This window comes from Antarcticimicrobium luteum, from assembly GCF_004358185.1.
Taxonomy (GTDB): Bacteria; Pseudomonadota; Alphaproteobacteria; order Rhodobacterales; family Rhodobacteraceae; genus Antarcticimicrobium; species Antarcticimicrobium luteum.
In genome coordinates, this window is sequence record NZ_SMUV01000069.1 from 86,760 (window position 1) to 110,779 (window position 24,020).

The following is a 24,020-nucleotide window of genomic DNA, read 5'->3' on the forward strand; positions in this document are numbered from 1 at the left end:
AACCCGCATGGAATGAGGGCAGAGGTCTTTGGCCCGTTCACCGCCTGACCAAGGCCCGATCATGGCCCACTGGACTGGCGCGGAACGCCGCAAGACCCATGCGCCGACCCGGCGCGCCGGCTGTGCGGGTCAGGCTTCGGGCAGATGCGCGGCGATCCCCTCCAGCGCCTGGCGCAGCGTTGGATGGACCCCGCCTTGCCGCAGGGCCGCAATCATCTGGCGGCCGATCGCATCCCCGGTCGCCAGCGCGTCGCGTCCGGCCGTCAACCCAGCGGGGTCGCCGACGGAGGCGGTGAGGGCGCACTGGACCAGCCGGGCGATAAAACGGTCGGCGCCCCCGCTGTCGCCGGTCTCTGCGGCCAGCCAGTCGGCGCCCGTCGCCATCAGGCCGAACACGGCTGGGACCATCGCGCAGAGCGCCAGATACCGGTTGAAGGCGCGCTCGTCCCGGACCGCCATGACAGGGTTTTCCGGCGCGAAAAGGCGCTCCAGCAGATCGGCATCGGGACAGGCGGGCAGGGGGCATCCGCCAAGTTCGACAAAGCCCAGCGGCAGCGTCCGGGTGATGTCCCGCGTCGGCGCGCAAAGCCCTCTAAGCGCCGCCAGCGGCAGATCCGCAACAAGTGAGACGATGCGGTGATCGGGCCGGAAGACGAGGCCGGACAGAACCGCCGCAGCATCCGGCGGTGGCAGGCAGAGGAACAGGATCTCGGACCGGTCGAGCACCGTCTGACAGCTGGCGGCGCAGACCCCCTGCGCCGGCTCCGGCAAAACGACGTCATGGCCGGTGCGGGACAGGAAACGGTCCAGCGGGGCGGACAGGGGACCGGTGCCCAGAAATCCGATACGGCTCATCTGTGATCTCCTGTCTCGCCATCCGCCGCGCGCTGCGTGTGGTGACCAGACCCCTTGACACCCGGCCCACCCGCAGCGCGCCGGGACGTTGTAACACCCTGGCAACGTGTAACAAACCATGTCGGGGCGGGTGATAGGCAGGGCTGCGCCTGACGCATGGCTGGCGGCGACAGGACGGGGGCAGGGCCGGCGCAGCGGCGCGGAAGAGGGGGAAAAGAGGCGGGCGAAATCGGGCTGGGCATCGCCAGCTATAGACAAAACTTATCCCGGTTCCCGGGAAACGAAATGGTCTTGGCCCGCCGCCGCCCGTAACCAGAGCGCAGATAGAAACGCGCCGGGAGGGAACCCCATGTCCGACAAGAAGACCGCGCTGGTGATCAGTGCCCATGCCGCAGATTTCGTCTGGCGTTGCGGCGGTGCGATCGCCCTGCATCAGGAAAAGGGATACGAGGTGACGGTCGCCTGCCTCTCCTATGGCGAACGCGGCGAGAGCGCCAAGCTGTGGAAACAGGAGGGCATGACGCTGGAGCGGGTGAAAGAGGCCCGCCGCGAGGAGGCCAGCAACGCCGCCGCCGCGCTTGGCGTCAACGATATCCGCTTTCTCGACCTGGGCGATTACCCGCTGAAGCTGGATGAGGACGCGAAAAACCGCATGGTCGACATCATCCGCGAGGTGCAGCCGAAGTGGATGATGAGCCATTCGAAATGGGACCCCTATAACACCGACCACATGAACACGACGCAATTCGCGCTGGAATGCCGGATGATCGCGCAGGCCTGGGGTCACAACCCGGGGCAAAAGGTTCTGGGTGCGCCGCAGCTTTATCTGTTCGAGCCGCATCAGACCGAGCAGATGGAATGGAAGCCCAATGTGTTCCTCGACATCACGTCGGTGTGGGACAAAAAGCGCGCCGCCATCGAATGCATGCAGGGGCAGGAGCACCTGTGGACCTTCTATACCAACGTGGCCGAGAACCGCGGCAACCATTTCCGCCGCAACTCCGGCGGTCAGGCCGGCGGGCGCGACTGCCGCTATGCCGAGGGGTTCCAGATGATCTTTCCGCAGACCGTGGACGAACTGGCATGAGCGGCTATGGCGTCGGAACGCAGGGCGTGGTGGTGCAGAATATTCAGCGCGCAGATCAGGCGATCATCGACGGGCTGGGCGAATGCGGTGTCGCCACCGTGCATGAGGCGCAGGGCCGCAAGGGCCTGCTGGCGGCCTATATGCGCCCGATTTATTCCGGGGCGCGGCTGGCGGCCAGCGCGGTGACGATCTCGGCGCCGCCCTGCGACAACTGGATGATCCATGTGGCGATCGAGCAGATCAGGGAGGGCGACATCCTGGTGCTGGCGCCGACCTCGCCGTCGGATGCCGGCTATTTCGGTGATCTGCTGGCGACCTCGGCCAAGCATCGCGGTTGTCGCGGGCTGATCATCGACGCCGGGGTGCGCGACCTGCGCGACCTGACCGAGATGAACTTCCCGGTCTGGTCCAAGGCGGTTTTTGCCCAGGGCACCATCAAGGAGACGCTGGGATCGGTCAACGTGCCGGTGGTCTGCGCCGGCGAGTTGGTCAACCCCGGCGACATCATCGTCGCCGACGACGACGGCGTTTGCGTGGTCCGCCGGGACGAGGCCGAAGCGGTGCTGGACAAGGCCCGCGCCCGCGAGGCCAACGAGGCCGAAAAACGCGCCCGGTTCGAGGCGGGCGAGCTTGGCCTCGACATCTATGACATGCGCGGGCGGCTGGCCGAAAAGGGGCTGAAGTACGTCTGAGGGCCCGACCGGGGTGGGCGGGGCCAGCCCCCCTTGGCCTGCGGCCATTTCACCCCGCCCAATTTGACAGAGAAAAAGCCGGGAGAAGGTGCGGATGAGCGACGGTATGCGCTGCATGTGGATGCGGGGGGGCACCTCCAAGGGCGGCTATTTTCTGGCTGAGGATTTGCCACAAGATGTGGCGGCGCGCGACGCGGCGCTGCTGGAGATCATGGGCAGCCCGGATCCGCGCCAGATCGACGGCATGGGCGGCGGCGATCCGCTGACCTCCAAGGTGGCGGTGGTGAAGCGCTCGGAGCGGCCGGGCGTCGATGTGGATTACCTGTTCCTGCAGGTCTTCGTCGACCGCGCGGTGGTGACCGACGCGCAGAACTGCGGCAACATCCTGGCCGGGGTCGGCCCCTTTGCCATCGAACGCGGGCTGGTTGCGGCTCAGGACGGCGAGACGCCGGTGACAATCTATATGGAAAACACCGGCCAGGTGGCCGAGGCGCGGGTGCAGACGCCGGGCGGCACGGTCACCTACGCGGGTGAGGCGCGGATCGACGGGGTGCCGGGCAGCTCGGCGCCGGTGCCCATCGTGTTCCGCGACACCGCCGGATCGAGCTGCGGCGCGCTGCTGCCTACCGGCAATGCGGTGGATGTGGTCGATGGCTTTGAGGTCACCATGATCGACAACGGCATGCCCTGCGTGGTGCTAAGCGCCGCCGACATGGGGATTTCCGGCGAGGAGAGCCCCGAGGCGCTGGAAGCCGATATGGAGCTGCGCGCCAGGCTGGAGGCGATCCGGCTGGCCTGCGGCCCGCTGATGAATCTTGGAGATGTCACCGACAAATCGGTGCCCAAGATAACCATGGTGAGCGCGCCGCGCGACGGCGGCGCCATCGCCACCCGCACCTTTATCCCGCATCGCTGCCACAAGGCGATCGGTGTGCTGGGCGCGGTCAGCGTCGCTACCGCCTCCCTGATCGAGGGCACGCCTGCCCATGCGCTGGCCGAAACCGGCGAGGGTGATGAACGCAGCCTTGCGGTAGAGCACCCCACTGGCGAGATGACCGTGGTCGCCAAGCTGGACGCGGCGGGAACGGTGGAGAGCGCTGGCATCCTGCGCACCGCGCGCAAGCTGATGGACGGGGTGGCCTTCCCGCTCTGACCCGCTCACTCGTAGCCGGTCATTTCCAGATAGCCGCGGCCGCCGTGGCTGCCGGAAACGCGCACCGGCCCCTCCCAATAGGCGAAACTGGTGTCCATCCAGCTTTGCGCGTTGAGGGCGGAAACCTCCACATCCAGCCCGCGTTCCGGCAGGGTGACGCGCCAGCGGATCGGCAATGTGCGACCGGCGACAGTGGCCTCCTCCAGCGGGTCGGCCTGAAACGCGCCGGGGGCGAGCGGCGTGGCGCGCCCATCCGGCGCGATCCAGGTGCCGGAGGTGAAATCGCCGCGCGCGCCCCTCAGGCGGAAGCCCATCAGCCGCGCACCGGTCTCGAAACTCAGCGAAAACCAGTCCCAGCCGCTCTGGTCCGCCGCCAGTGGCTGCGATGACCATTCGCGGTCGAGCCAGCCTTGCCCGGTCACGGCGACCGGTCCGGAGGGCAGGGTGAGCGTGCCGGCGATGCGGTAATGCGGCTGGGAATAGTAATGGCTGGCCTGTCCGTCGGCGGATTTGACCGAGTACCCGTTGCGGCCGTGCAGCACCAGCGGACCCTGCGCGCTCAGCGTCAGGTCATAGGCGAACGCGGTGCCGCGCGCGGTGAGCTGGAGCTTGCGCAGGTCATCGTCGCCGGCCATCCGCCAGTCGTCGATCCAGGCCTCGAACGGGGCGGTATCAACGCCCGCCTGGCCGATACCGCCGCGCGCCAGACGTTCGGCGAAATAATGGCTCTCCGGCGTGGTGGCGGCGGCGTGGCCCATCCAGATCTGCGGGCTGGCCCAGCCCTCCGCCTCTCTCGGCGCGAGGGCGGAGCGGAACAGTGTCCATTGCACGCCGTAGTCGATGTTGTCGGGTCCGGTGAGATTGGCGGTCAGGTACCACCATTCGATGCGGAAATCGGGATGGGGGCCATGATCGTGGGGGAAGGTCAGGCGCGTTTCCGGGCCGGGGCTGGAAAACCCCTCGGCGGCGGTGCTGCCCATCCCGGCAAAGCCCTGGGCGGCGGCAGGCAGTCCCGCCAGCAGTGTCAGGATCAGGCAAAGGGCCAGTCTAGCGGGCATTGGCGAAGACCTTGAGCAGTTCCGTGGGCGGCAGGCGGTAAAGCCTCCGCGCGGGCAGGGCGGCGGCGAGCCCGGCGGCGACCAGCGCCAGCACGAACAGCCGCAGCCAGTCGACCGGGAACAGGTACATCGGCAGCCGCCAGCCGAAGGCCTGCACGTTGATCACCGCCAGAAGCGCCCAGGCCAGAACCAGCCCCAGCGGCAGCGCCAGCAGCGCGGTGATGGCGGCGAGCAGCACGCTGCGCGCCAGTTCCAGCCGCGCCAGCTGGCCGCGGGTCATCCCCAGTGCCCAGACCGGCGCCAGTTGCGGCAGGCGCAGTGACCACAGCGTCAGCAGGCTGGTCAGGATGGCGAAACCCGCCACGCCCAGCGTCAGCAGGTTGAGCGCGCCGGTCACCACGAAGGTTTTGTCGAACACAGCCAGCGACTGCGCCTTGAGCCCCGCCTGATCGATCAGGGCGCTGGCGGGCAGGTCGAACGCCGTTCGCAGATCGCGGATCAGGTCCGGCACCTGGCCCGGGTCGAGGCGGACGCCGAAGCGGCGGTTGGGCACGGCGCTTGCATGGGCAAGCAGCGCGGGCAGGGCCACGATGGCCTGTCCGGTGGGATTGCCGTAGTCCGAATAGACCCCGGCGACGGGCAGGGTCCAGCCCGGGGCCAATTGCACGTCGTCGCCGGACCAAAGAGCGGCGCTGCGGGCAAGCTGTTCGTTGATGAAGACCGCAGCGCCGGCGTTCACCCGGTCCCAGGCGTTCGGGGTCTGCTCCAGCAGTGGCCAGTTCCGGCTGTAGGTGGGGTGATCGACCACGCCGTAAACGGTGACCGGGACGCCCTGCACCGTGAACTCCGCCGAGCGGATCGGCAGCACCGCGTCGCTGCGCGGGATCAGCCATTCGGCGATCCGGGCGCCCTGGGCATCGTCGCGGGCGGTCAGGTAAAGCTCGGACACCAGCCGCTGGTCCAGCCAGCCGGTAAAGGTGAGCCGGAAGCTGGAAACCATGGTGCCGACGCCGATATTTGCCGCCAGCGCCAGCAGCAGCGCCATCAGCGCCAGTCCGATGCCGGGAAGCTGCGCCCGCATATCGGCCCAGATCCAGTCGCCCACCGGGCCGCGCGCGAACCGCCGTCCGAGACGCAGCACCAGACCCAATGTCGGCGGCAGCAGAAGCGCCGCGCCCAGCATGATCCCGGCAATCAGGGCGAAACCGCCGATCAGCCCCTTGACCGGCCCCAGCGCCGCGACGCCCGCCGCGATCAGCCCCAGCCCGGTCAGCGCCATCCGGCGCTCGCCCCGCGCGGCGCGCTGGGCCCAGGCCTGCAACCCCGGCGCGGAGAGCAGCGGCATCCGCGTCATCCGCCACAGCGCCTGGGCGCTTGCCAACCCGGTGCCGGTCAGCGCCATTGCAAGCCCGCCCAGAACCCAGGACGGGCGCAGCGACAGCCCGCCCGCCACGGGCGCGCCATAGAGCCCGCGCAGGGTGGCGGCGACGTCGGGCAGCAGCGCGGCGGCGACCAGATAGCCCAGAACCAGCCCCAGCGCCCCGCCGATCAGCGCCAGAACCAGAAGCTCGCCCAGCATCAGGCCGGTCAGCAGCCGCAGCGACAGGCCGAGGGCGCGCAGGGTGCGCACCATGGCGCGGCGTTGCTCGAAGGCGAGGCCGACGGTGCCATGGACGATGAACAGCCCCACGGCAAAGGACAGCAGCCCGAAGGCGGTGAGGTTGAGGTGGAAACTGTCGGTCAGCCGCGCGGTATCGGTGCCAGTGCGCGACGGGCGGCGCTGAAGGTCGGGGGCAAGCTGCTCAAGCGGCGTCAGGCCGGCGGGCTGACCCGGAAGGATCAGCAGCCGGTCGATCTGGCCCGGTCTGGCCAGCAGGCGTTCGGCGACGCCGATGTCGGTCAGCACCAGGCCCGGCGGGACGCGGTCGCTGGCGTGGACCGCCGGCAGGCCGGGGGTGGCCGAGAGCGTGGCGGCAAGCGCCGGCGCGGCAAAGAGGAGGCCGCCGCGCGCCAGCATCTGCGCAAGCGTTTCGGGGTCGCCTTCCGTCGCCGCCTCCAGCGCGGGCAGGGGCGGATGGCTGAGCGGGTCGAGGCCCAGCACACTCACCCGGTCCTCGCCCAATCGCGCGCGCCCCTCCAGCACCGGCGAGAGCTGCCAGCCGGCGCGGCGCAGTTCGACATAGCGGGCCAACGGGATCGGGCCGCCCGGCGCCTCCAGCACGTCCAGCCCGCCGGCGCCGATCTGGGTCGCGGCACGGGCATAGCTGGCGCGCGCCTCGGCATTGATCGCCTGCACCGCAGACCACAGCGCGGTGGCCAGCGCCAGCCCGGCCAGCAGGGTCGCCAGTTGCAGCGGATGCCGCCGCCAGTGCGATCCCAGCGCCTGAAGCGCGGCGGCGATCATGCGATGCGCCCGCCGCGCAGATGGGCGCGCAGATCCAGCCGCGCTGCGACCCGTTCGGAATGGGTGACGAGGAAGAGGGCCGTGCCGCTGTCGCGCACCAGATCCAGCATCAGCGCCATCACCGCCGCGCTGGCGGTCTCGTCCAGATTGCCGGTGGGCTCGTCCGCCAGCAGCAGATCGGGCCGTGCCGCCAGCGCCCGGCCGATGGCCACCCGCTGCTGCTGCCCGCCGGAGAGTTGCTCGGGATAGCGTCCGGTCAGATCGCCGAGCCCAAGCCGGTCGGTCAGCTCATGGGTCCAGGCCGGGTCGTGGCGCCCCGCCAGCCGGGCGTGAAAGCTCAGGTTCTGGCCCACTGTCAGCGAAGGGATCAGATTGAACTGTTGAAAAACCAACGCCACGCGCGAGCGCCGCAGCGCCGCGCGGCCGGTATCGTCGAGCCCGGAGAGCGGCGTTCCGCAGAGCGTGATCTCGCCGCTGTCGAAGCTGTCGAGCGCCCCGGCAAGATGCAAAAGCGTGCTCTTGCCGCTGCCGCTTTCGCCGGTCAGCGCCAGGGTCTGGCCCGCATCGAGGGAGAGCGACACACCCTGAAGAACCGGACGCGCGCCGGGATAGGTCTTGGTGACATCCTCAATCTGCAGCAGCATGGCGGCCCCTTGTCCGGCGCGATTGCGCCCCGTTTCCGACCCTGACATCAATTGGCTCTGGCCGCGCCGCTGTCCACCCCTGGACCGGCGGTTCGGCGGTTTCGCGCGTTTCGCCGCAAGCGGGCAGCCGCCGTCGGCAGCCGGGACCATTGACGCCGGGCCGCGATCCGGCTGATCTGTCCGGCATGACTCGCTCGCTCCTGTTCCTGCTGCCGCTGCTGGCCGGCCCGCTCTGTGCCTTTCCGGCCTTGGCGGAGGACCGCGAGGCTGCCTGCCGCGCCCAGGCCGAACGGGTCAGCGGGTATCGTCTGCGGGCACCGGAGGTCGACGCGGGCGGGGTGACCCTGCGGCTGGGCGGCTCGGTCGCCCTGGGGGTGTCGCGCAGCCAGGGCGCACCGGCACCGACCGCGCCGCCCTTCGCCGGAGCGGCGCATCGGGAGCGGTTCGAGGCCGAGCGAAACCGCAAACGTGCTGAACACTATCAGCGCCTGTTCGACGATTGCATGGGTGCAGCTCAGGATTAAATGACACTTTAAGAGCGTGTGAATATCGTTTTATAGCGATGAAATAATACGGCCTCTTAAAGCAAAGGTGAAAACAGTCGCGCCACCGGCGCGCCGTAGCGAACAAACGGCGATTGCTCGGCGATTCCTGCCGTCATCTGATAGCTGTTTTCGAGATCTGCCCGCAGCATGGCGTCGACCCGGCCGGCGAAATCGGCGTCGAAGAACAGCGCCATCGCCTCGAAATTCAGGCGGAAGGACCGGTTGTCGAGGTTGGTTGTCCCCACCGCCGCGATGGTGTCATCGACGACAAACGCCTTTTGGTGCATGAACCCGCTGGTATAGCGAAAGACGCGCACACCGGCCTCGGTGATGCCATCGAAATAGGCCCAGGCGGCCAGCCAGGGCATCCAGTGGTCGCTGCGTTCGGGTACCAGCAGCCGCACATCGACGCCGCGCAGCGCCGCATGGCGCAACGCGCTGACGATGTCGGTGTCGGGCACGAAATAGGGCGAGGCGATCCAGACCCGTTTTTTCGCCGCGGCAATGGCGGAAAAGAACAGCAGGCCGCCGGTTTCGGTCTCGTCCCCCGGACCGGTGGCGACGATCAGCCCGGTGGCGTCCGCCCGGTCGGGCGGCGCATTCCAGTTCAGGTCGGCGAAGGGGGACGCGTCAGTCATGTCGCCATTGGCGTCACCGGTGATCCAGTGCCAGTCCTCAAGAAAGATCAGCTGGAGCTGCGACACCACGGGCCCGCGCAGCCGCACATGGGTGTCGCGCCAGGCGCCATAGGCCGGTTTGCGCCCCATGTATTCATCGCCCACGTTGAAGCCGCCGGTGAACCCGGTCTCGCCGTCGACGATCAGGCTCTTTCGGTGGTTGCGGTAGTTGATCTGGAACCGGAACCGGGGCGCGCGCGACCGTTTCCGGTGCGCCACATCGACCCCGGCGGCGCGCAACCGGGCGAAATAGCGGCTGGGCAGACCGAAACTGCCCACCGCGTCGGTCATCACCCGCACCCGCACACCGCGCGCGGCGGCGGCGATCAGCCGGTCCTGAAAGGCGCGGCCAAGCGCATCGTTGCGGATGATATAGAACTGCACCAGCACATAAGAGTGCGCCGCGTCGATGGCGGCGAACATGGCGTCAAAGGCGGCGGCGCCGTCGATCAGCAACTCGGCCCCGTTGCCGCTGATCGCCGGCATGTTGGCGCAATACTCGAACGGGGCCAGGTTGACCCGGGTCCGTTCGGGGTCGGGGGCGTTGCGGGCTGCGAAATCGCGCAGCGCCTCGACCACCTGGCGCGCCTCGCGGCGCGAGATGATATAGCCGCGCAGCCGGTGATGGCCCAGGAACAGATAGGCCGGCACCGCCGCAAAGGGCAGGGCGAGCAGGAACACCACCCAGCCCACGGACCCCTGCGCCGTGCGCGCGGTGGCGGCGGCGCGAAAGGCGAACAGGACCGACACGAGATAAAGCGCGGCAACAGCCACGCTGCCCATCATGACCCACATGCGCTCGGGCTCCGGTCAGGGATCGGGGCGTCCGCCACGGGACCAGGCGGACGGGTGAGGGCGGATCAGGATTTTCGCAGCCGGTCGAAGGCGGTTTTCATCCGTAGGCCAAGCTCTTTCGCGGCATCGCCCACCTCTTCGGCGGATTTGTCGAGCTGGGTCTTATGGATAAATTTGTCCCAGTCCTTGACCAGTTCCTCCCATTCATCCTCGGCGTCTTTGCTGGCCAGATGCAGTTGCAGTTTCAACTCGTCCCGGGTCTGTTTCAGTTTGGCGGTGAAATCGTCAAAATCGTTCATTCCGTGCCTCCTGGTGCTGCGCCGGTCCGGCCCGGCGTTTCGGTCGCGGGCATCGTGCCTCTGATGGGATGCAAAGGCAACGGCCCAAAGCGGCGCGCTCTGGCAGCGGCGGGCGGCGGCGGTTAGGGTGCCAGCCATGATGCCATCTGTTGCCATTCCCCTGCGCGGCCTGCGCGCCCTGATCCGCGCCGCGGCCCGGTTCGGCGACAAGGGCGGCTGGGTGATGAGCAGTCATGTGGCGATGTCGCTGATGATGGCGTTGTTTCCCTTTGTCCTTTTTGTGGTGGCGCTGGCCGGGTTCCTGTCGCGCGACGTGCCGGTGGACGATCTGTTCGAGCTGCTGTTCGGCTCCTGGCCGGAAGAGGTGGCGCAGCCCATCGAGCGGGAGCTGCGCGCGGTTCTGGCCGCCGCCGATTCGCGGCTGCTGACACTGGGGGGCGTGGTGGCGCTCTATTTCGCGTCCAACGGGGTGGATGCGGTGCGGGTGGCGATGACGCGGGCCTATCATGACACCGATCCGCGCCCATTCTGGCAGACGCGGCTTTTGTGTCTGGGGCTGGTGGTGGCCGGCGCGGCGCTGGTGCTGGCGGGGGTGGCGGTGGATCTGGTGCTGCCGCTCTATACCAACATGCTGCGCGCCGCGGTGCCGGGCGAGGTGACGTCCTGGTTTGCCGGCGTCGGCGTCAGCTGGCTTTTCGTCATCGCGATGCCGGTTCTGGGGGTGCTGGGTTTTCACCTGCTGCTGCCCGGGCGGCGGCACGGGATTCGCCAGATCCTGCCCGGGGTCGTGCTGACGCTGATGCTCTGGGCGCTGGCGGGCTGGGGGTTTTCGATCTACATCGGCCGGTTCGCCAGCTATTCGGCGACCTATGCGGGGTTGGCGGGGGCGATGTCGGCGCTGATCTTTCTCTATCTCAACGCCGCGATCCTGATCCTGGGGGCAGAGTTCAATGGCGCGCTGCTCGATGCGGGCCGGGAAAAAGAGCCGGCGTCGGAGCCGGGCTGATTTCCCCCGGATTGTCCGGTTTGCGCCTTATTGGCGGCGCGGTTGCGCGCCAGGCTGGGCGCACCCACCCGGATCGGACCCGCCATGCACACCGATGAAACGCCCTGCCGTCACGCCCGCCTGTTCGCCCTGATCCATCAACAGGCGCGTGCCGAATACACCGCCCTTCGTCTGGTGCGGCGATCGAAACGGCCCCTGGCCGAGCCCACGACCGCACGTCTGTTGACGCAGGCGGCCCGGTCCTGGTCCGACCCGGCGCAATCCGGGCAACGCGGCTGATCAGCCGCGAAAGCCGGTGGCGACCACGAATTTTTCCGAACTGTCCGACCGGGAGGCGGGTGGTTTCACATTGGCGACCTTGGTGAATTTCTGCTTCAGCAGCTTTTGCAGATCGCCCTCGGCGCCGCCGGCAAGAACCTTGGCGATAAAGGTGCCGCCCTCTTCCAGCACGTCAAAAGCGAAATAGGCGGCCGCCTCGCACAGCGAAATGATGCGCAGATGGTCGGTCTGCTTGTGGCCGGAGCTGGCTGCGGCCATGTCGGACATCACCACGTCGGCCTTGCCGCCCAGCCAGTCCTTGACCTGTTCGTCGGCGCCTTCGGCCATGAAATCGAGCTGGTGGATCTCGGCCCCCGGGATCGGCTCAACCTCCTGCAGGTCGATGCCGATGATCCGGCCCACCGCCTTGCCCTTTTTTTCACCCAGCGCATTGATGCGCGGCACCGCAACCTGAATCCAGCCGCCGGGCGCACAGCCCAGATCGACCACCCGCGCGCCGGGCACGAGAAACCGGAACTTATCATCCAGTTCCATGATCTTGAACGCCGCACGGCCGCGGAACCCCTCGGCCTGTGCGCGTTTGACATAGGGGTCGTTGAGCTGGCGCTGCAGCCAGCGGGTCGAGGACAGCTTGCGCCCCCGCGCCGTCTTCACCTTCACCGTCAGGTCGCGCTGTCCGCGCCCAGATGTGTTCCGCCCGGTCGTGTTCTTGGCCATGGTCCAGTTCTCCACAATCGTGCCCCGTTATCGGTTCGCGCCGGCCCGGGCAAGGGGCGGGGCTATCCGGCATCCCGCCGCCAAGGCGGCGGCACCGGGGCGCCGTTGACGCGCACCTCGCCGGCCGCATTGTCCAGAACGACCGGACAATCGTACAGTTCCAGCGTCGGGCGTACGCCAAATCGCCCCTCCATCCAGTCGGCCCAGCCGTCGTTGAACCAGGCCTCCGCCGCCTCGCGGCTGGCGAACTCATAGATGCCGCCGCCGCCCGCCTCGCTGTTGAGGTAGTATTTGCGCCGCAGCCCCGGCACCTCGTGAAAGATTACGCTGGACTCCAGCGATTGCCGGATCACCGCGTCGGCGGGCCGCTTGGGACCCTCCAGCGGTATCCTGACGATGGCGATGATCATCTTTCCTGCCCTCTCTCGGTTTTCCGGCCAGTATCGCCCCAATCCTGCCCAACGCCAAGCGCCGAACCGCAAAAGGGGCGCCTCCCCCGGGATACTTGGGGCCGGAAAACGACCGGGGAAGGTGAGGGGGCTGAAAATACCCCAGGGGCCGCGAGGGGGCGGACTGCCCCCGCAGGGACGTCAGGAGCGATCAGAACGGGCCGTCCTCCAGCACGCCGTCGGCACTCATCTGGGCATAGAGCAGCCCCTCGCGCAGGCCGCGGTCGGCCACCGAGAGCCGATCGGTCGGCCAGCAGCGCAACAGCGCCTGAAGGATCGCCGATCCAGACATGATCAGCGCCTGCCGATCCTCGCCGATGCGGGGATCGCGGCGGCGTCCGAGCGGGCCGAGGTCGAGATAGCCGCGGATCACCTTGTCGATCTGATCCGAGGTCATGCGCAGCCCGTCCACCTTGGTCCGGTCATAGCGTTTCAGCCCCAGGTGGCTGGCGGCAACCGTGGTGACGGTGCCCGAGGTGCCGACGATCTGAAACCCCTCGCGCGCCTGCACGTCCTGATATGGGGTGAACTCGGCCAGGTTCTCTTCGAAGAACCAGCTCATCAGGGCGAAACGGGCGGAGTCGTCCTCGACGTCGATGAACTGATCGCGCAGCGTCGCGACGCCCAGCGGCACAGAGATCCAATCGACCACCTTGGCGGCGGGAAAGGGGCTTTCGGGCGGGTGGAATCCCGCATGCAGCCGCATGATCGCCGCAGGCCGGTCGCGCCGCGGGATCGAGGAGATGTCGATCCAGACCAGTTCGGTCGATCCGCCGCCGATATCGACCACCAGCAGTTGTTCCGTCTTGGTCGAGACCAGTGGCGCGCAGGAGATCACGGCGAGCCGCGCCTCTTCCTCGGGCTGGATGATCTCCAGGGTCAGCCCGGTTTCCCGTTTGACCTGGCGGATGAATTCGCGCGCGTTCTTGGCCCGCCGGCACGCCTCGGTCGTGACCAGCCGCATGCGGTGGACCTTGTTGCGCTTGATCTTCTGCTGACAGATCCGCAGCGCCTGGATCGTGCGCGCCATCGAGGCGCGCGAAAGACGCCCGGTCCGCTCCAGCCCGGAGCCGAGCTGGACGGATTTCGAGAAACTGTCGACCACATGAAACCCGCTGCCCTTGGGTTGGGCAATGAGCATGCGGCAACTATTGGTACCCAGATCCAGCGCCGCATAGAGCGCATCTGGATCGGGCCGGGACGGCGCAGGGCTTTCGACCGGTTTCGGGAACGCGCCCGCACCTTTGGGACGCTTGGGCGCCATGACAACACGCCCTCCGATTTCGAGTTATGTTCAAGCTATGTCTTTGCCGTCCCCCGCGCAAGGGATCACGGCGCTCATATTCAACTTGAAAAGAATGAGGGTGGCCAAGGCTGGCCAGGCGGGGCGCGATTGCCTAGGCATTGGTCGCGGAATGCGTCGTTTCCGTCGAAATTCGGCGACGGCGCGCGGCACTCCTGCCGTAGAGAGAGCGCAGAGAGAACGGGGAATCAGACCATGCCGGACGTTACGATCGTTTACTGGCGCGACATTCCGGCCCAGATCATCGTGGGCAAGGGCCGTCGTGGCACCAAGCGGGTGCTGGCCGAACGGTTTGAACAGGCCATCGACCGGGCCGCGATGAAAGGCGGCGCGGCCGGCACCGATGCCTATCTGGCAGAATGGCGCAAGGCCGATCCCTATCCGGTGGAGGGTGAGGCGGCCGAAGTGGCCGAGGCCGAGGCCACCCGTCTCGAAGCGCACTACGATCAGGAACGTCTCAAGGCCCTGATCGCGAACGACGGCTGGGCATGAGCCTGACATCACTCTGGGAGGCCGCAATGGCACTGTTGAACTTCAAAAGACGCGACGCGGCCGCCCCGGCGCCGGTGAACTGCCAGGTCGAGGCGCTGCTTGACGGCTATTCGATCGAGGTGATGCCGCGCACCGCCGAGAAGGTCGAGGATTTCCGCGATCTTCTGCCCGAGGGCACAAGGGTCTATATCGCCCATATCGACGGCACCCCCATCGAGGACATGGTGCGCACCGCCGCCCGGCTGGCGCGCGATGGCTATGCGGTGATGCCGCATTTCCCGGCCCGCATCATCAGGGACCGCGCCACGCTGGAAAACTGGATCGCCATGTACCAGGGCGAGGCGGGCGTCGAGCAGGCGCTGTTGCTGGCGGGCGGGGTTTCGGAACCGCTAGGCGATTTCGACAGCTCGATGCAGCTCATGGAAACCGGCCTGTTCGACAAGGCCGGGTTCAAGCGGTTGCACGTTGCCGGCCATCCCGAGGGCAACCGCGACATCGACCCGGATGGCGGCGAAGACAATGTGATGGCCGCGCTGCGCTGGAAACAGGCGTTCAGCGAACGCACCGATGCCCAGATGGCGCTGGCGACCCAATTCGCCTTTGACGCGAAGCCGATCATCGCCTGGGCCGAGGGGCTGCAGGCGGCGGGCATCGACCTGCCGATCCATATCGGCATCGCCGGGCCGGCAAAGTTGCAGACGCTGATCAAATTCGCCATCGCCTGTGGCGTCGGCCCCTCGCTCAGGGTGCTGCAGAAACGGGCGATGGATGTCACCAAATTGCTGCTGCCCTATGAGCCGACCGATGTGCTGGCCGACCTGGCCGCCCACAAGGCCGCCAATCCGGGCTTCAACATCACCAACGTGCATTTCTTTCCGCTGGGCGGTATCAAGACCAACGCCACCTGGGCGATCGAACATGGCGGCGCCGCAGGCGTCCCCGCAAATCAAAGCTGAAAGGCCGTTTAATGACGCGCACCGTAGTCGAAAGCAAAACCAAGACAGCCGTGATCGGCTTTGACCAGCCCTTTTGCGTGATCGGCGAACGTATCAATCCGACCGGCCGCAAGAAACTGGCGGCTGAGCTGGAGGCGGGCGATTTCTCGACCGTCGAAAAGGATGCCGTGGCGCAGGTCGCCGCCGGGGCCAACATCCTCGATATCAATGCCGGGGTCGTCTATAACTCGAACCCCAACCCGAACGAGACCGAGCCGCCGCTGATGACCCGGATCGTCGAGATGGTGCAGGCGCTGGTTGATATCCCGCTGTGCATCGACAGCTCGGTGCCCGGCGCGCTGGAGGCGGGGTTGCAGGCGGCCGAGGGCCGGCCGCTGCTGAACTCCGTCACCGGCGAGGAGGAGCGGATGGAACTGGTCCTGCCGCTGGTCAAGAAATACAACGTGCCGGTGGTGGCGATCTCGAACGACGATACCGGAATCTCCGAGGATCCCGACGTGCGCTTTGCCGTGGCCAAGAAGATCGTCGAGCGCGCCGCCGATTTCGGCATCCCTGCGCATGACATCGTGGTCGACCCGCTGGTGATGCCGATCGGCGCCATGGCGACCGCCGGTCAGCAGGTGTTCGCGCTGGTGCGACGCCTGCGTGAGGAACTGGGCGTGAACACCACCTGCGGCGCGTCCAACGTGTCGTTCGGGCTGCCGAACCGGCATGGGATCAACAATGCCTTTCTGCCGATGGCGATGGGCGCGGGGATGACCAGCGCGATCATGAACCCCTGCGCGCTGCCGGTCGGCGCCAGCAAGATCGCCGAAAAGCGGGCCGAAGCCGCCGCCGCCGGCATCGTCCTGCCCGAGGATCTGGACGACGAGGCCTTTTGCCAGCTGTTCGGCCTGGGCAGCACCCAGTTCCGCCCCGGCTCGGAAATGACGGCCATTCGCGCCGCCAATCTGCTGACCAACCACGACCCGCATGGCGGCGAGTGGATCCGGTTCAACAAACCGCCCGCGGCGCCGGGCGAGGAGGGCGCCGGAGGCCGACGCGGCCGCGCCGGTGGACGCCGCCGCCGCGCCTGATCCGCGAAAATGACGGCTGGGCCGGGTCTTGCACCCGGCCTTTTCATGTTTCGGACCATAAAGTGCCCTTTTTCTCTATTTATCCGATTGTTGGCCAAGGATACTCATCTTTCGCGTGAGGCGTTCCTCTGGCGGCACCGGCGGGCCTGCTCTGTTTCCGCCGTTCCCGGATGATAAAGCTTGACCGCACGCCCCTCTATCGGGTGGGCTGGGAGGCATGGATATTCAGCCCAACCCCCATCGCGGCAACGCCCATTCCATGGCCGAGCTTGAACCGTTTCCGCTGCCCAGCACCGACGCCGGGCGGCCGCTGGCCCTGGTCCGGAAATGCCCCCGCCATGCGCCAACCCCGCTGCTGCAATCCGACGCCTTGGCAGCCGGATGCGGTGTCGGCCAGGTCTGGTTGAAGGATGAGCGCGACCGCATGGGGCTGGGCAGTTTCAAGGCGCTGGGGGCGGCCTATGTCATCGCTTGCGATGCGGCGGAGGGGGATCTCTCGGGCGTTACCTATGTGACCGCCAGTGCCGGCAATCACGGTCTTTCGGTTGCTGCCGGGGCACGGGCGTTCGGCGCCCGCGCTGTGGTCTACGTGGCCGAGACGGTGCCGGAGAGTTTCGCCCAGCGGCTGCGGGCCGAGGGGGCCGAGGTGGTACGAGAGGGCGCCGACTACGAGGCCAGCATGGCCGCCGCCGCAAAATCCGCCGAGGTCAGTGGCTGGCAATTGCTGTCGGACAGTTCCTGGCCCGGCTACATGGCGCGGCCGCATCGGCTGATGGAAGGGTATCTTGTGCTGGTGGACGAGATCATCCGGGATATGCCGCAGGTTCCGACCCATGTGGTGTTGCAGGCGGGTGTCGGCGGGCTGGCCGGGGCGGCGGCGGCGCTGATGCGGGATCGCTGGGGGGATGCGCCGCTGATCGCGGTGGTGGAGCCGCAGGCGGCCCCGGCACTGGCCGCCTCGATCGCAGCCGGCGCGCCCCTCGTAACGCAGGGGCCGGTCTCGGACATGGGGCGGCTCGATTGCAAGGAGCCGTCCTGGGTCGCCCTGCGCGGGCTGGCGCGGGATGCCGATGTCTTTCTGACCATCAGCGAGGAGGAGGGGCATCGCGGCGCCGACATCGCCTCCGGGGCCGGGTTTCCTACCACCGCCTCCGGCGCGGCGGGGCTCGCCGGGCTGATCGCCGCCGCGGATGCGGACGCGCTGGGGCTGGATGAGACCTCCCGCGCGCTGGTCATCGTGAGCGAGGGGCCCCAGCCATGAGCGGTCCCGCGCGCGGATTTCCGGCCTCGGAATACCGCGTGCGGGTGGCGCGCGCGCAGGCCCGGATGGCGGCGCGGGGTCTGGCCGCGCTGCTGCTGACCACCGAGGCCGATCTGCGGTATTTCAGCGGCTTTCTCACCCGGTTCTGGGAAAGCCCGACCCGGCCCTGGTTTCTGATCGTACCGGCCTCGGGCGATCCGGTGGCGGTGATCCCGGCGATCGGCGCGGCGCTGATGGCGCGGGGGTGGATCACGGATATCCGCACCTGGCCCGCGCCCGACCCGGAGGATGATGGCGTCAGCCTGCTGGCCGATGCGCTGAGCAAAATCGCAGGCAAGGGCGGGCGCGTCGGCCTGCCGATGGGGCTGGAAAGCCACCTGCGGATGCCGCTGGCGGATTGGGCCGGGGTCCAGGCGCGGGCGGCGGTGGAGATCACTGACGACGGCGGCATCACCCGTGCGCTGCGAATGGTGAAATCAGAGGCCGAGATCGACAGGATCCGCGCCGCCTGCGCGGTGGCGGGCCGCGCCTTTGCCCGGGTCCCCGAGATCGCGCGCGCCGGTGTTCCGCTGGAGGATCTGTTCCGCCGGTTCCAATGCCTGTGCCTGGAGGAGGGGGCCGACTGGGTGCCCTATCTGGCCGGAGCGGCGGAGCAGGGGGGGTATGCCGACGTGATCTCGCCCGCCGGGCCCGATCCGTTGCGCCGGGGCGATGTGCTGATGCTGGACACCGGGGTGATCCGAGACGGTTATTTTTGCGATTTCGACCGGAATTTCTCGGTCGGGCCGGCTGGCGATGCCGTCCGCACGGCCCACGCCGCCCTGATTGACGCCACGCAGGAGGCCGCGGAGGCGGCCGCCCCCGGCCGTACCGCCGCCGAGCTGTTCGGAGTGCTGCATGCGGCGCTGTCCCGGCACGGCACGCCCGGCGCGGGGCGGCTGGGGCATGGGCTGGGGATGCAACTGACCGAGGGGCTTTCGTTGATCCCCGGCGATCGGACGGTGCTGGCGCCGGGCATGGTGATTACGCTCGAGCCGGGGCTGTCGCTGGGGCCAGGGCGGCTGATGGTGCATGAGGAGAACATCGTGATCCGCGAGACCGGGGCCGAGTTCCTGTCGCCGCCCGCCGGGCGCGAGATCGTCACGCTGGAGGGATGAGCCATGCAGGTCTTTTCGTTCGACACCCGGCCGCGCAGAAACCCTGCCCTCGGCATGGTCGTATTGCAGGTCGACGAGCGGATCGAGGCGGATGCCCGCCGCCTTCTGCCGCCGGCGGTCGATCTGATGGTCAGCCGGGTGCCCAGCGGGCTGGACGTGACCCCCGCGACGCTGGCGCGGATGGAGGGCGAGTTGCCGCGCGCGGCGGCGCTGCTGCCCGGGTCGGTCGATTTCGATGTCATCGGCTATGGCTGCACCTCGGGCGCGGCCCAGATCGGGCCTGCCCGCGTGGCGGATCAGGTCCGCGCCGGCGCGCGCTGCGCCCATGTGACCGATCCGGTCAGCGCCCTGACCGCCGCCTGCGGTGCGCTGGGTCTGCGGCGGCTGGCGCTGCTGTCGCCTTATGTCGAGACGGTCTCGGACCGGCTGCGGCAGGTGCTTTCCGATCAGGGGATAGACACGCCCGTTTTCGGCAGTTTCGCCGAGGCCGAAGAGGCCCGCGTGGCGCGGATCACGCCGGCCTCGGTGGTAACGGCGGCGCGGACCCTGGCCGGGACGGGGGCGGTTGACGGGATCTTTCTGTCCTGCACCAATCTTGACACGCTGCCGGCGATCCCCGCGCTGGAACGCGAGATCGGGCTGCCGGTTCTGTCCAGCAATCTGGTCCTTGCCTGGCATATGTTGCGGCTGGCAGGCGCCGGATCGCCCCAGCTCGAATGCGCGCTGGCGCGACCGGCCGGGCAGGGGGCGATCATATGACCCCGATGCCTCCGCCGCATCTGGACAACGTCGATCTCACGAGCCGCCTCGGCAAGGACGTCTATGAACGGTCTCTGCGCGATCTCCAGTTCAGACTGGCCCAGGTGCAGCAGGCCTATCTGCATACCGGCAACAAGGCGGTGATCGTCTTTGAAGGCTGGGACGCCGCCGGCAAGGGCGGCACGATCCGGCGGCTGTCGCAGGCCTTTGATCCGCGCGGATTCAAGGTCTGGCCGATCGGACCGCCGCGCAACTATTACCTGGAGCGGCACTATCTGTTGCGCTTCATGGAGCGGCTGCCGCCGGACGGGGCGATCTCGGTCTTTGACCGGTCCTGGTACGGACGGATCCTGGTGGAGCGGGTCGAAAACTTGACGCCCGAACACCGCTGGCGCGCGGCCTATGGCGAGATCAACGATTTCGAGCGGATGCTGGCCGACGACGGCGTGCGGCTGGTCAAGCTGTTCTTTCATATCACGCCCGAGGTGCAGATGTGCCGCTTTGAGGAGCGGTTGCGCAACCCGCTGAAACGCTGGAAACTCTCTTACGAGGATTTTCGCAATCGCGCCCATTGGAGCGAGACCGAAGTCGCCGTGAACGAGATGTTCGCCAGAACCTCGACGCCGGCGGCTCCCTGGTCCGCGATCCCGGCCAATCAAAAGAAATTCGCCCGGATCGCGGCGATGCAGACCATCCTCGACGTGTTGTCGAAGGACGTGGACCTGCGCCCGCCGCGCATCGATGAGCGTCTGCTGGAAGAGGCCAAGGCGCATCTGGATCTGGAGTCCGCGCTGTTCGAGGATCTGCGCAAGGGGGCGCCGCCGGTCAGCCGTTGAAGCGGACCGGAAGCGAGAAACTGTAGACAGGTCTGGTCAGTCCCTCCGGCGCCGGCGGGAAGCGTCCGGCGCGGCGGACCGCGTTGATCGCGGCGGCGTCCATCTCGGCATTGCCCGAGCTGCTGCGGATAGAAACGCCCTGCAACGCGCCGCTGCGGCTGACCTGAAGCCGCAGCACCACCCGCCCGCCGCCGCGCAGCCCGCGTGGGGCGCGCTTGGTCCGTTCGATCCGGTCGATGATCCGTGCGCCCCAGGCGGCGATCAGGCTGTGGCGCTGCCCCGAACCGAGAGCGGGTTGCTGCGCCTTGCCGTTGGTTCCGGCCCGCTGGGCGCCGCCGCGCCCTGCGGCCTGTTGCGCCTGCGCCGCGGCCTGCGTGCGCTGCGCGGCCGGTGTTTCGGATCGCGCTGGCGGCGGCGGCTGCGGTGGGGCAGCCTCCATCGCTTCAGCCAGCTGCGGAGCACCGGGCGGCGGCAGCGCAGAGGGTGCTTTCGGCCGCTGGAGGGGGTCCCGCGGCGCCTGGGCCGATGGCGCGATGGTAATCTCCGGCCGCTCCTCGGTGCCTTGCTCCGGTTGCGGCAGGCGCAGGGACGGGGCCTCGGTCAGACTTGGCGCAGGCATCGGGGTTGGCAGCGGCAGATTCGCGGCTTGGGGCGGCGGGGGTGCGTCCGCCAGATCAGGGAGCTGCGCGGCGGTAGCCGGCGGACGCGGCGCGCGCTCGACCGGCGGCAGATCGGGTGCCGGGGGATCGGCCGAGGGCAGAGAAGGCTGCGACAACGCCACCGGTTCCGCCATTTCGGGCGGGGCGGTCCAGGCGGCGACCATGGCCGCGATCTGCGGGCTGGCGCCCTCTAGGGTCACTCGCCCGGTGCCGCCGGCCCCGCCGGACTGCGCGCCGGTCCCCGGCAGCGCGGCAAGGGCCAGCACGTGCAGCCCGGCGGCGATAACTCCGAACACCGCCTTTTCGGCCAGCGCGCTCATCGCGGCAGCACCGACAATTCGACCCGCGTCACCCCCAGCCCGGCCAGACGCCGCATCAGCCGGGCGACACGCGCGGCGGGAACCCCGGCATCGGCCGCCAGGATCACCGGGCCGGCGTCGGTGTCGCGCCTGGCCAGCGCGGCGAGCGCGGCCTCGCCATACAGACCGTCCAGCTGCGGGATGCCGTCGGGCCCGACGAACAGCCGGGTTCCGTGATCGACCGGCGCGCCCTGATCGGAGACCGGCGGCGTGACCTCGACCGGATCGGGCGGGGCGATCTGCGAGGTCATCAGGAAGAAGATCAGCAGCAGGAACACCACGTTGATCATCGGGACGACGGATTCGCGGGGCGGGCTGCGGTGCGGCGGGGCGATCTGCATCGGCTACTCCACCAGGACCAGGGCGGTATAGCCGGCCGCGCGCAGCCGGTCGGCAACCGAGACTATGTCCTGCAAGGCGGCCTCCCCGGTCCCGCGCAACACGATGGTGTCGCCTGGCGCGCCCATCAGCGGGGCCAGCGCCGCGGCCAGCGCCTCCGGCGCCAAGGGACGGCCGTTCAGCCGCAGGTCCTGCGCGCCGATCTCGACCAGTCGGGGCGGGCCGGAATAGACCGCGCCGCCGCCCGCCAGGGACAGCGGCATCACCTGGTCGACGCCAAAACGTGAGGCCAGCATGAAAAAGACCAGCAGCAGGAACACCACGTCGATCATCGGCGTCAGGCTGGGACGCCGGCGTTTTCGGATCGGGGCCAGCGGCGACATGGCTATTCCGCTGCTCTGGCGCGGTCTTCGGGCGGCGGCGCCGGGGCCACGAAGATCCGCGTCACCGCATCCTCGATGTCGCGGCGCATGCGGTCGATCACCGCCTCGAACCAGGTCAGCGCGGCCGAGGCAGGGATCGCCACGGCCATACCGGCGGCGGTGGTCAGAAGCGCCTCCCAGATGCCGCCGGCAAGCCGGCCGGGATCGGCCCGCGTGCCGCTTTCCTGCAACGCCTGAAACGCCGCGATCATGCCCAGCACCGTACCCAAGAGGCCCAGCAGCGGCGCGATGGTGGCGATCAGTTCCAGAGCGCGCAGGCCGGTCGCGGCCTCGGCCAGTTCATTGCGGGCCACCCGCAGCGTATCCTCGCGCGCCAGGGCGTCGGGCTTTTCGGCCCGCCCGGCGACGGCGGCGCGCACCACGATCGAACGGGGGCCTCCACGGTGGGTCAGGATCGCCCTGGTCGCGGCATGATCGCCGCGCTCATAGGCGGCCACCGCGTCGCGCGCGTGGCCCCTGCGCCAGGCGCCGGCGCCGGCCAGACGCCAGGTCTTCCACAGAATGATGGTCAGGGTGGCCACAGACAGCGCTGCTATGGCCCAGATCACAGGCCCGCCGTCGGCGAGAAACCGGACCAGCGGTTCGGTCATCGCATCCGCCTGCTCTGCGGCGGGGGCGGGGTCCGGTTGCGCCCCGAACAGAGGATCGCGGGCCGGGATCGCGCCCTGTTGCGCCATTGCGGGCCGGGCGAGCATCGCCGCGGACATAGCCCCCAGTGCGAAGCGGCAGGAGCGGGCGGTGCCGGAACGGCGGGTCGGGCGGCGGATCGCGGTCATCGGGCGGCGTCCTGTCTGCGTCTGTCAACGGGCGGGCAGAGGGCTGTCCGCCTCTCTACGCCCGCCTCTCTACGACGGGGCGGGGCACCTCGTAAAGGGTCGCAAGGACGCGGATTTCCGGGGTGCCGAACGAAAAAGCCCCCGCGTGACGGCGGGGGCCTCAGCGCGGCGAATGACGGATGGCGTCAGGCGCCCCAGCTACGTACCACGCCGCAATCCATATGCACGAAGTTCGAGCGCGAATAGCGCCCGACACCGCCGGCATGACACGCCATCGCGGCCTTGGCCATCTGGTTCACGCTGCGCGAGCCCAGGCGCAGATCGGCGGCCTGCCCCTGCATGTGCAGCGAGTTCTTGGCTACCCCGCGCGAGCGGCTGCGCAGCATCGCGTTGGTCTGCGGGCTGCGGTAGCCCGAGAGCAGCATGTAGGGTTCGCTCACATCCAGAAGATTATGCGACGCCGCCATGATGTCGAGCGTGCGCAGATCGATCGATTTGACCTGATCGACGCGCCAGTCGCGCATGAAGTGATTGATCTCCTTCACCGCGTCCTTGATGTAATCGCCGTCGATCCAATAGATCATGTCCAGCTTTTCACCGGTGCGGCCGGAATACATCCGCAGTCTGCGAATATCGCCGCCGCCGCGAAGAAAGCCAGCCGCCTTGGAATATGTGGGGGTTGCCGCCACGGCTGTTGCCGCAAATGCGCCCAACAGTGCGCGCCGGGTGAGGCCCGATCCGTTCGTTTTTGCCATTGCTCTGCGTTGTCCCGTACGCTGTTAGTCCTGCCGGTGCGTGATGTTACACGCACGATTTTTATCCATCCCCGGATGCCGAAAGGGATGCCACAGTATGATTCGTCTGCCAAGCACGGATTGTTTCAGAGCTGTCATAGGGGGAATTTTCGGCAAGTTTCTGCGCAAATCGGATCATTTCGGGCCAAA

27 protein-coding genes are annotated in these 24,020 nt (G+C 68.2%); 13 read left to right on the forward strand and 14 right to left on the reverse strand.

From position 1 onward, the window contains the following. Nucleotides 1-129: 129 nt before the first annotated feature. Entirely contained in the window at nucleotides 130-855 is a 726-nt protein-coding gene (locus tag E1832_RS14300; RefSeq protein ID WP_133360445.1) for a pyrroline-5-carboxylate reductase, read from the reverse strand. Between the two features lie 349 nt (nucleotides 856-1,204). Between E1832_RS14300 and E1832_RS14305 the strand changes: the two genes are divergently transcribed. The 3 genes from E1832_RS14305 (at nucleotide 1,205) to E1832_RS14315 (ending at nucleotide 3,787) form a co-directional block, all read left to right on the forward strand. Further along, nucleotides 1,205-1,942, forward strand: coding sequence for a PIG-L deacetylase family protein (locus E1832_RS14305; RefSeq protein WP_133360446.1), 738 nt, complete (start codon nucleotides 1,205-1,207; stop codon nucleotides 1,940-1,942). After that, the gene (locus E1832_RS14310) at nucleotides 1,939-2,634 is read left to right on the forward strand and encodes a 4-carboxy-4-hydroxy-2-oxoadipate aldolase/oxaloacetate decarboxylase (RefSeq protein ID WP_133360447.1); all 696 of its coding nucleotides are present in this window, start codon (nucleotides 1,939-1,941) and stop codon (nucleotides 2,632-2,634) included. Before E1832_RS14305 ends, E1832_RS14310 begins: the two co-directional genes overlap by 4 nt. 94 nt (nucleotides 2,635-2,728) lie before the next feature. After that, complete coding sequence (locus E1832_RS14315) at nucleotides 2,729-3,787, forward strand: 4-oxalomesaconate tautomerase (RefSeq protein ID WP_133360448.1); 1,059 nt, start codon at nucleotides 2,729-2,731, stop codon at nucleotides 3,785-3,787. A 5-nt stretch (nucleotides 3,788-3,792) separates the two neighbouring features. Here E1832_RS14315 and E1832_RS14320 read toward each other — a convergent pair whose 3' ends face one another. The 3 genes from E1832_RS14320 to E1832_RS14330 are packed head-to-tail and all read right to left on the reverse strand — an operon-like array spanning nucleotide 3,793 to nucleotide 7,893. After that, nucleotides 3,793-4,845, reverse strand: a complete 1,053-nt coding sequence (locus tag E1832_RS14320; protein ID WP_133360449.1) for a lipocalin-like domain-containing protein — start codon at nucleotides 4,843-4,845, stop codon at nucleotides 3,793-3,795. Next, nucleotides 4,835-7,249: an ABC transporter permease gene (locus E1832_RS14325; protein ID WP_133360450.1), complete on the reverse strand. Its 2,415-nt coding sequence runs from the start codon at nucleotides 7,247-7,249 to the stop codon at nucleotides 4,835-4,837. Before E1832_RS14325 ends, E1832_RS14320 begins: the two co-directional genes overlap by 11 nt. Then, nucleotides 7,246-7,893: an ABC transporter ATP-binding protein gene (locus tag E1832_RS14330; protein ID WP_133360451.1), complete on the reverse strand. Its 648-nt coding sequence runs from the start codon at nucleotides 7,891-7,893 to the stop codon at nucleotides 7,246-7,248. Before E1832_RS14330 ends, E1832_RS14325 begins: the two co-directional genes overlap by 4 nt. Nucleotides 7,894-8,078: 185 nt before the next feature. On the opposite strand from E1832_RS14330, the gene E1832_RS14335 reads away from it, so the two are divergent. Further along, on the forward strand, nucleotides 8,079-8,417 hold the full coding sequence (locus tag E1832_RS14335; RefSeq protein WP_133360452.1) for a hypothetical protein: 339 nt from the start codon (nucleotides 8,079-8,081) through the stop codon (nucleotides 8,415-8,417). Nucleotides 8,418-8,473: 56 nt separating this feature from the next. Here E1832_RS14335 and cls read toward each other — a convergent pair whose 3' ends face one another. Beyond that, complete coding sequence (gene cls, locus E1832_RS14340) at nucleotides 8,474-9,910, reverse strand: cardiolipin synthase (RefSeq protein WP_133360453.1); 1,437 nt, start codon at nucleotides 9,908-9,910, stop codon at nucleotides 8,474-8,476. 65 nt (nucleotides 9,911-9,975) lie between these two features. Beyond that, nucleotides 9,976-10,209, reverse strand: a complete 234-nt coding sequence (locus E1832_RS14345) for a hypothetical protein (RefSeq protein WP_133360454.1) — start codon at nucleotides 10,207-10,209, stop codon at nucleotides 9,976-9,978. A gap of 139 nt (nucleotides 10,210-10,348) precedes the next feature. Here E1832_RS14345 and E1832_RS14350 point away from each other — a divergent pair, with 139 nt between their 5' ends. Together E1832_RS14350 and E1832_RS14355 are read left to right on the forward strand one after the other, a co-directional pair. Beyond that, entirely contained in the window at nucleotides 10,349-11,215 is an 867-nt protein-coding gene (locus tag E1832_RS14350) for a YihY/virulence factor BrkB family protein (RefSeq protein WP_133360542.1), read from the forward strand. 84 nt (nucleotides 11,216-11,299) lie between these two features. Next, on the forward strand, nucleotides 11,300-11,494 hold the full coding sequence (locus tag E1832_RS14355; protein ID WP_133360455.1) for a hypothetical protein: 195 nt from the start codon (nucleotides 11,300-11,302) through the stop codon (nucleotides 11,492-11,494). Here the strand turns inward: E1832_RS14355 and E1832_RS14360 are convergent, their stop codons facing one another. From E1832_RS14360 to E1832_RS14370, 3 genes are all read right to left on the reverse strand, one after another. Next, nucleotides 11,495-12,211 (reverse strand): RlmE family RNA methyltransferase, encoded by a 717-nt coding sequence (locus E1832_RS14360; RefSeq protein WP_133360456.1) that lies wholly within the window; start codon nucleotides 12,209-12,211, stop codon nucleotides 11,495-11,497. It abuts the gene before it with no gap. Between the two features lie 62 nt (nucleotides 12,212-12,273). Then, on the reverse strand, nucleotides 12,274-12,621 hold the full coding sequence (locus tag E1832_RS14365) for a monooxygenase (RefSeq protein ID WP_133360457.1): 348 nt from the start codon (nucleotides 12,619-12,621) through the stop codon (nucleotides 12,274-12,276). Nucleotides 12,622-12,811: 190 nt separating this feature from the next. After that, complete coding sequence (locus E1832_RS14370) at nucleotides 12,812-13,924, reverse strand: Ppx/GppA phosphatase family protein (RefSeq protein ID WP_133360458.1); 1,113 nt, start codon at nucleotides 13,922-13,924, stop codon at nucleotides 12,812-12,814. Nucleotides 13,925-14,158: 234 nt separating this feature from the next. Between E1832_RS14370 and E1832_RS14375 the strand changes: the two genes are divergently transcribed. The 7 genes from E1832_RS14375 (at nucleotide 14,159) to E1832_RS14405 (ending at nucleotide 20,500) form a co-directional block, all read left to right on the forward strand. Continuing rightward, on the forward strand, nucleotides 14,159-14,455 hold the full coding sequence (locus tag E1832_RS14375; RefSeq protein ID WP_133360459.1) for a virulence factor: 297 nt from the start codon (nucleotides 14,159-14,161) through the stop codon (nucleotides 14,453-14,455). Between the two features lie 26 nt (nucleotides 14,456-14,481). Continuing rightward, nucleotides 14,482-15,411 carry a methylenetetrahydrofolate reductase gene (locus tag E1832_RS14380; RefSeq protein ID WP_133360460.1) on the forward strand — a complete coding sequence of 310 codons (930 nt, stop codon included), beginning with the start codon at nucleotides 14,482-14,484 and terminating at the stop codon, nucleotides 15,409-15,411. Between the two features lie 11 nt (nucleotides 15,412-15,422). After that, nucleotides 15,423-16,487: a methyltetrahydrofolate cobalamin methyltransferase gene (locus tag E1832_RS14385; RefSeq protein ID WP_133360461.1), complete on the forward strand. Its 1,065-nt coding sequence runs from the start codon at nucleotides 15,423-15,425 to the stop codon at nucleotides 16,485-16,487. 217 nt (nucleotides 16,488-16,704) lie between these two features. Continuing rightward, nucleotides 16,705-17,748 carry a pyridoxal-phosphate dependent enzyme gene (locus tag E1832_RS14390; RefSeq protein WP_133360462.1) on the forward strand — a complete coding sequence of 348 codons (1,044 nt, stop codon included), beginning with the start codon at nucleotides 16,705-16,707 and terminating at the stop codon, nucleotides 17,746-17,748. Continuing rightward, nucleotides 17,745-18,905 (forward strand): M24 family metallopeptidase, encoded by a 1,161-nt coding sequence (locus E1832_RS14395; protein WP_133360463.1) that lies wholly within the window; start codon nucleotides 17,745-17,747, stop codon nucleotides 18,903-18,905. Before E1832_RS14390 ends, E1832_RS14395 begins: the two co-directional genes overlap by 4 nt. A 3-nt stretch (nucleotides 18,906-18,908) precedes the next feature. Beyond that, nucleotides 18,909-19,664, forward strand: coding sequence for a maleate cis-trans isomerase family protein (locus E1832_RS14400; protein ID WP_133360464.1), 756 nt, complete (start codon nucleotides 18,909-18,911; stop codon nucleotides 19,662-19,664). Beyond that, a complete protein-coding gene (locus tag E1832_RS14405; protein WP_133360465.1) occupies nucleotides 19,661-20,500 on the forward strand; it encodes a polyphosphate kinase 2 family protein in 840 nt (279 codons plus the stop codon). Before E1832_RS14400 ends, E1832_RS14405 begins: the two co-directional genes overlap by 4 nt. On the opposite strand, the gene E1832_RS14410 is transcribed toward E1832_RS14405, so the two are convergent. From E1832_RS14410 to mepK, 5 genes are all read right to left on the reverse strand, one after another. After that, the gene (locus E1832_RS14410) at nucleotides 20,490-21,479 is read right to left on the reverse strand and encodes an energy transducer TonB (protein ID WP_133360466.1); all 990 of its coding nucleotides are present in this window, start codon (nucleotides 21,477-21,479) and stop codon (nucleotides 20,490-20,492) included. The genes E1832_RS14405 and E1832_RS14410 overlap by 11 nt on opposite strands. Continuing rightward, nucleotides 21,476-21,859: an ExbD/TolR family protein gene (locus E1832_RS14415; protein ID WP_133360467.1), complete on the reverse strand. Its 384-nt coding sequence runs from the start codon at nucleotides 21,857-21,859 to the stop codon at nucleotides 21,476-21,478. Before E1832_RS14415 ends, E1832_RS14410 begins: the two co-directional genes overlap by 4 nt. Nucleotides 21,860-21,862: 3 nt before the next feature. Beyond that, complete coding sequence (locus E1832_RS14420; RefSeq protein ID WP_133360468.1) at nucleotides 21,863-22,240, reverse strand: ExbD/TolR family protein; 378 nt, start codon at nucleotides 22,238-22,240, stop codon at nucleotides 21,863-21,865. 2 nt (nucleotides 22,241-22,242) lie between these two features. Then, nucleotides 22,243-23,076: a MotA/TolQ/ExbB proton channel family protein gene (locus tag E1832_RS14425; protein WP_133360469.1), complete on the reverse strand. Its 834-nt coding sequence runs from the start codon at nucleotides 23,074-23,076 to the stop codon at nucleotides 22,243-22,245. A 185-nt stretch (nucleotides 23,077-23,261) separates the two neighbouring features. Beyond that, nucleotides 23,262-23,831, reverse strand: a complete 570-nt coding sequence (gene mepK, locus E1832_RS14430; RefSeq protein ID WP_133360470.1) for a peptidoglycan L,D-endopeptidase MepK — start codon at nucleotides 23,829-23,831, stop codon at nucleotides 23,262-23,264. Between the last annotated feature and the right edge of the window lie 189 nt (nucleotides 23,832-24,020).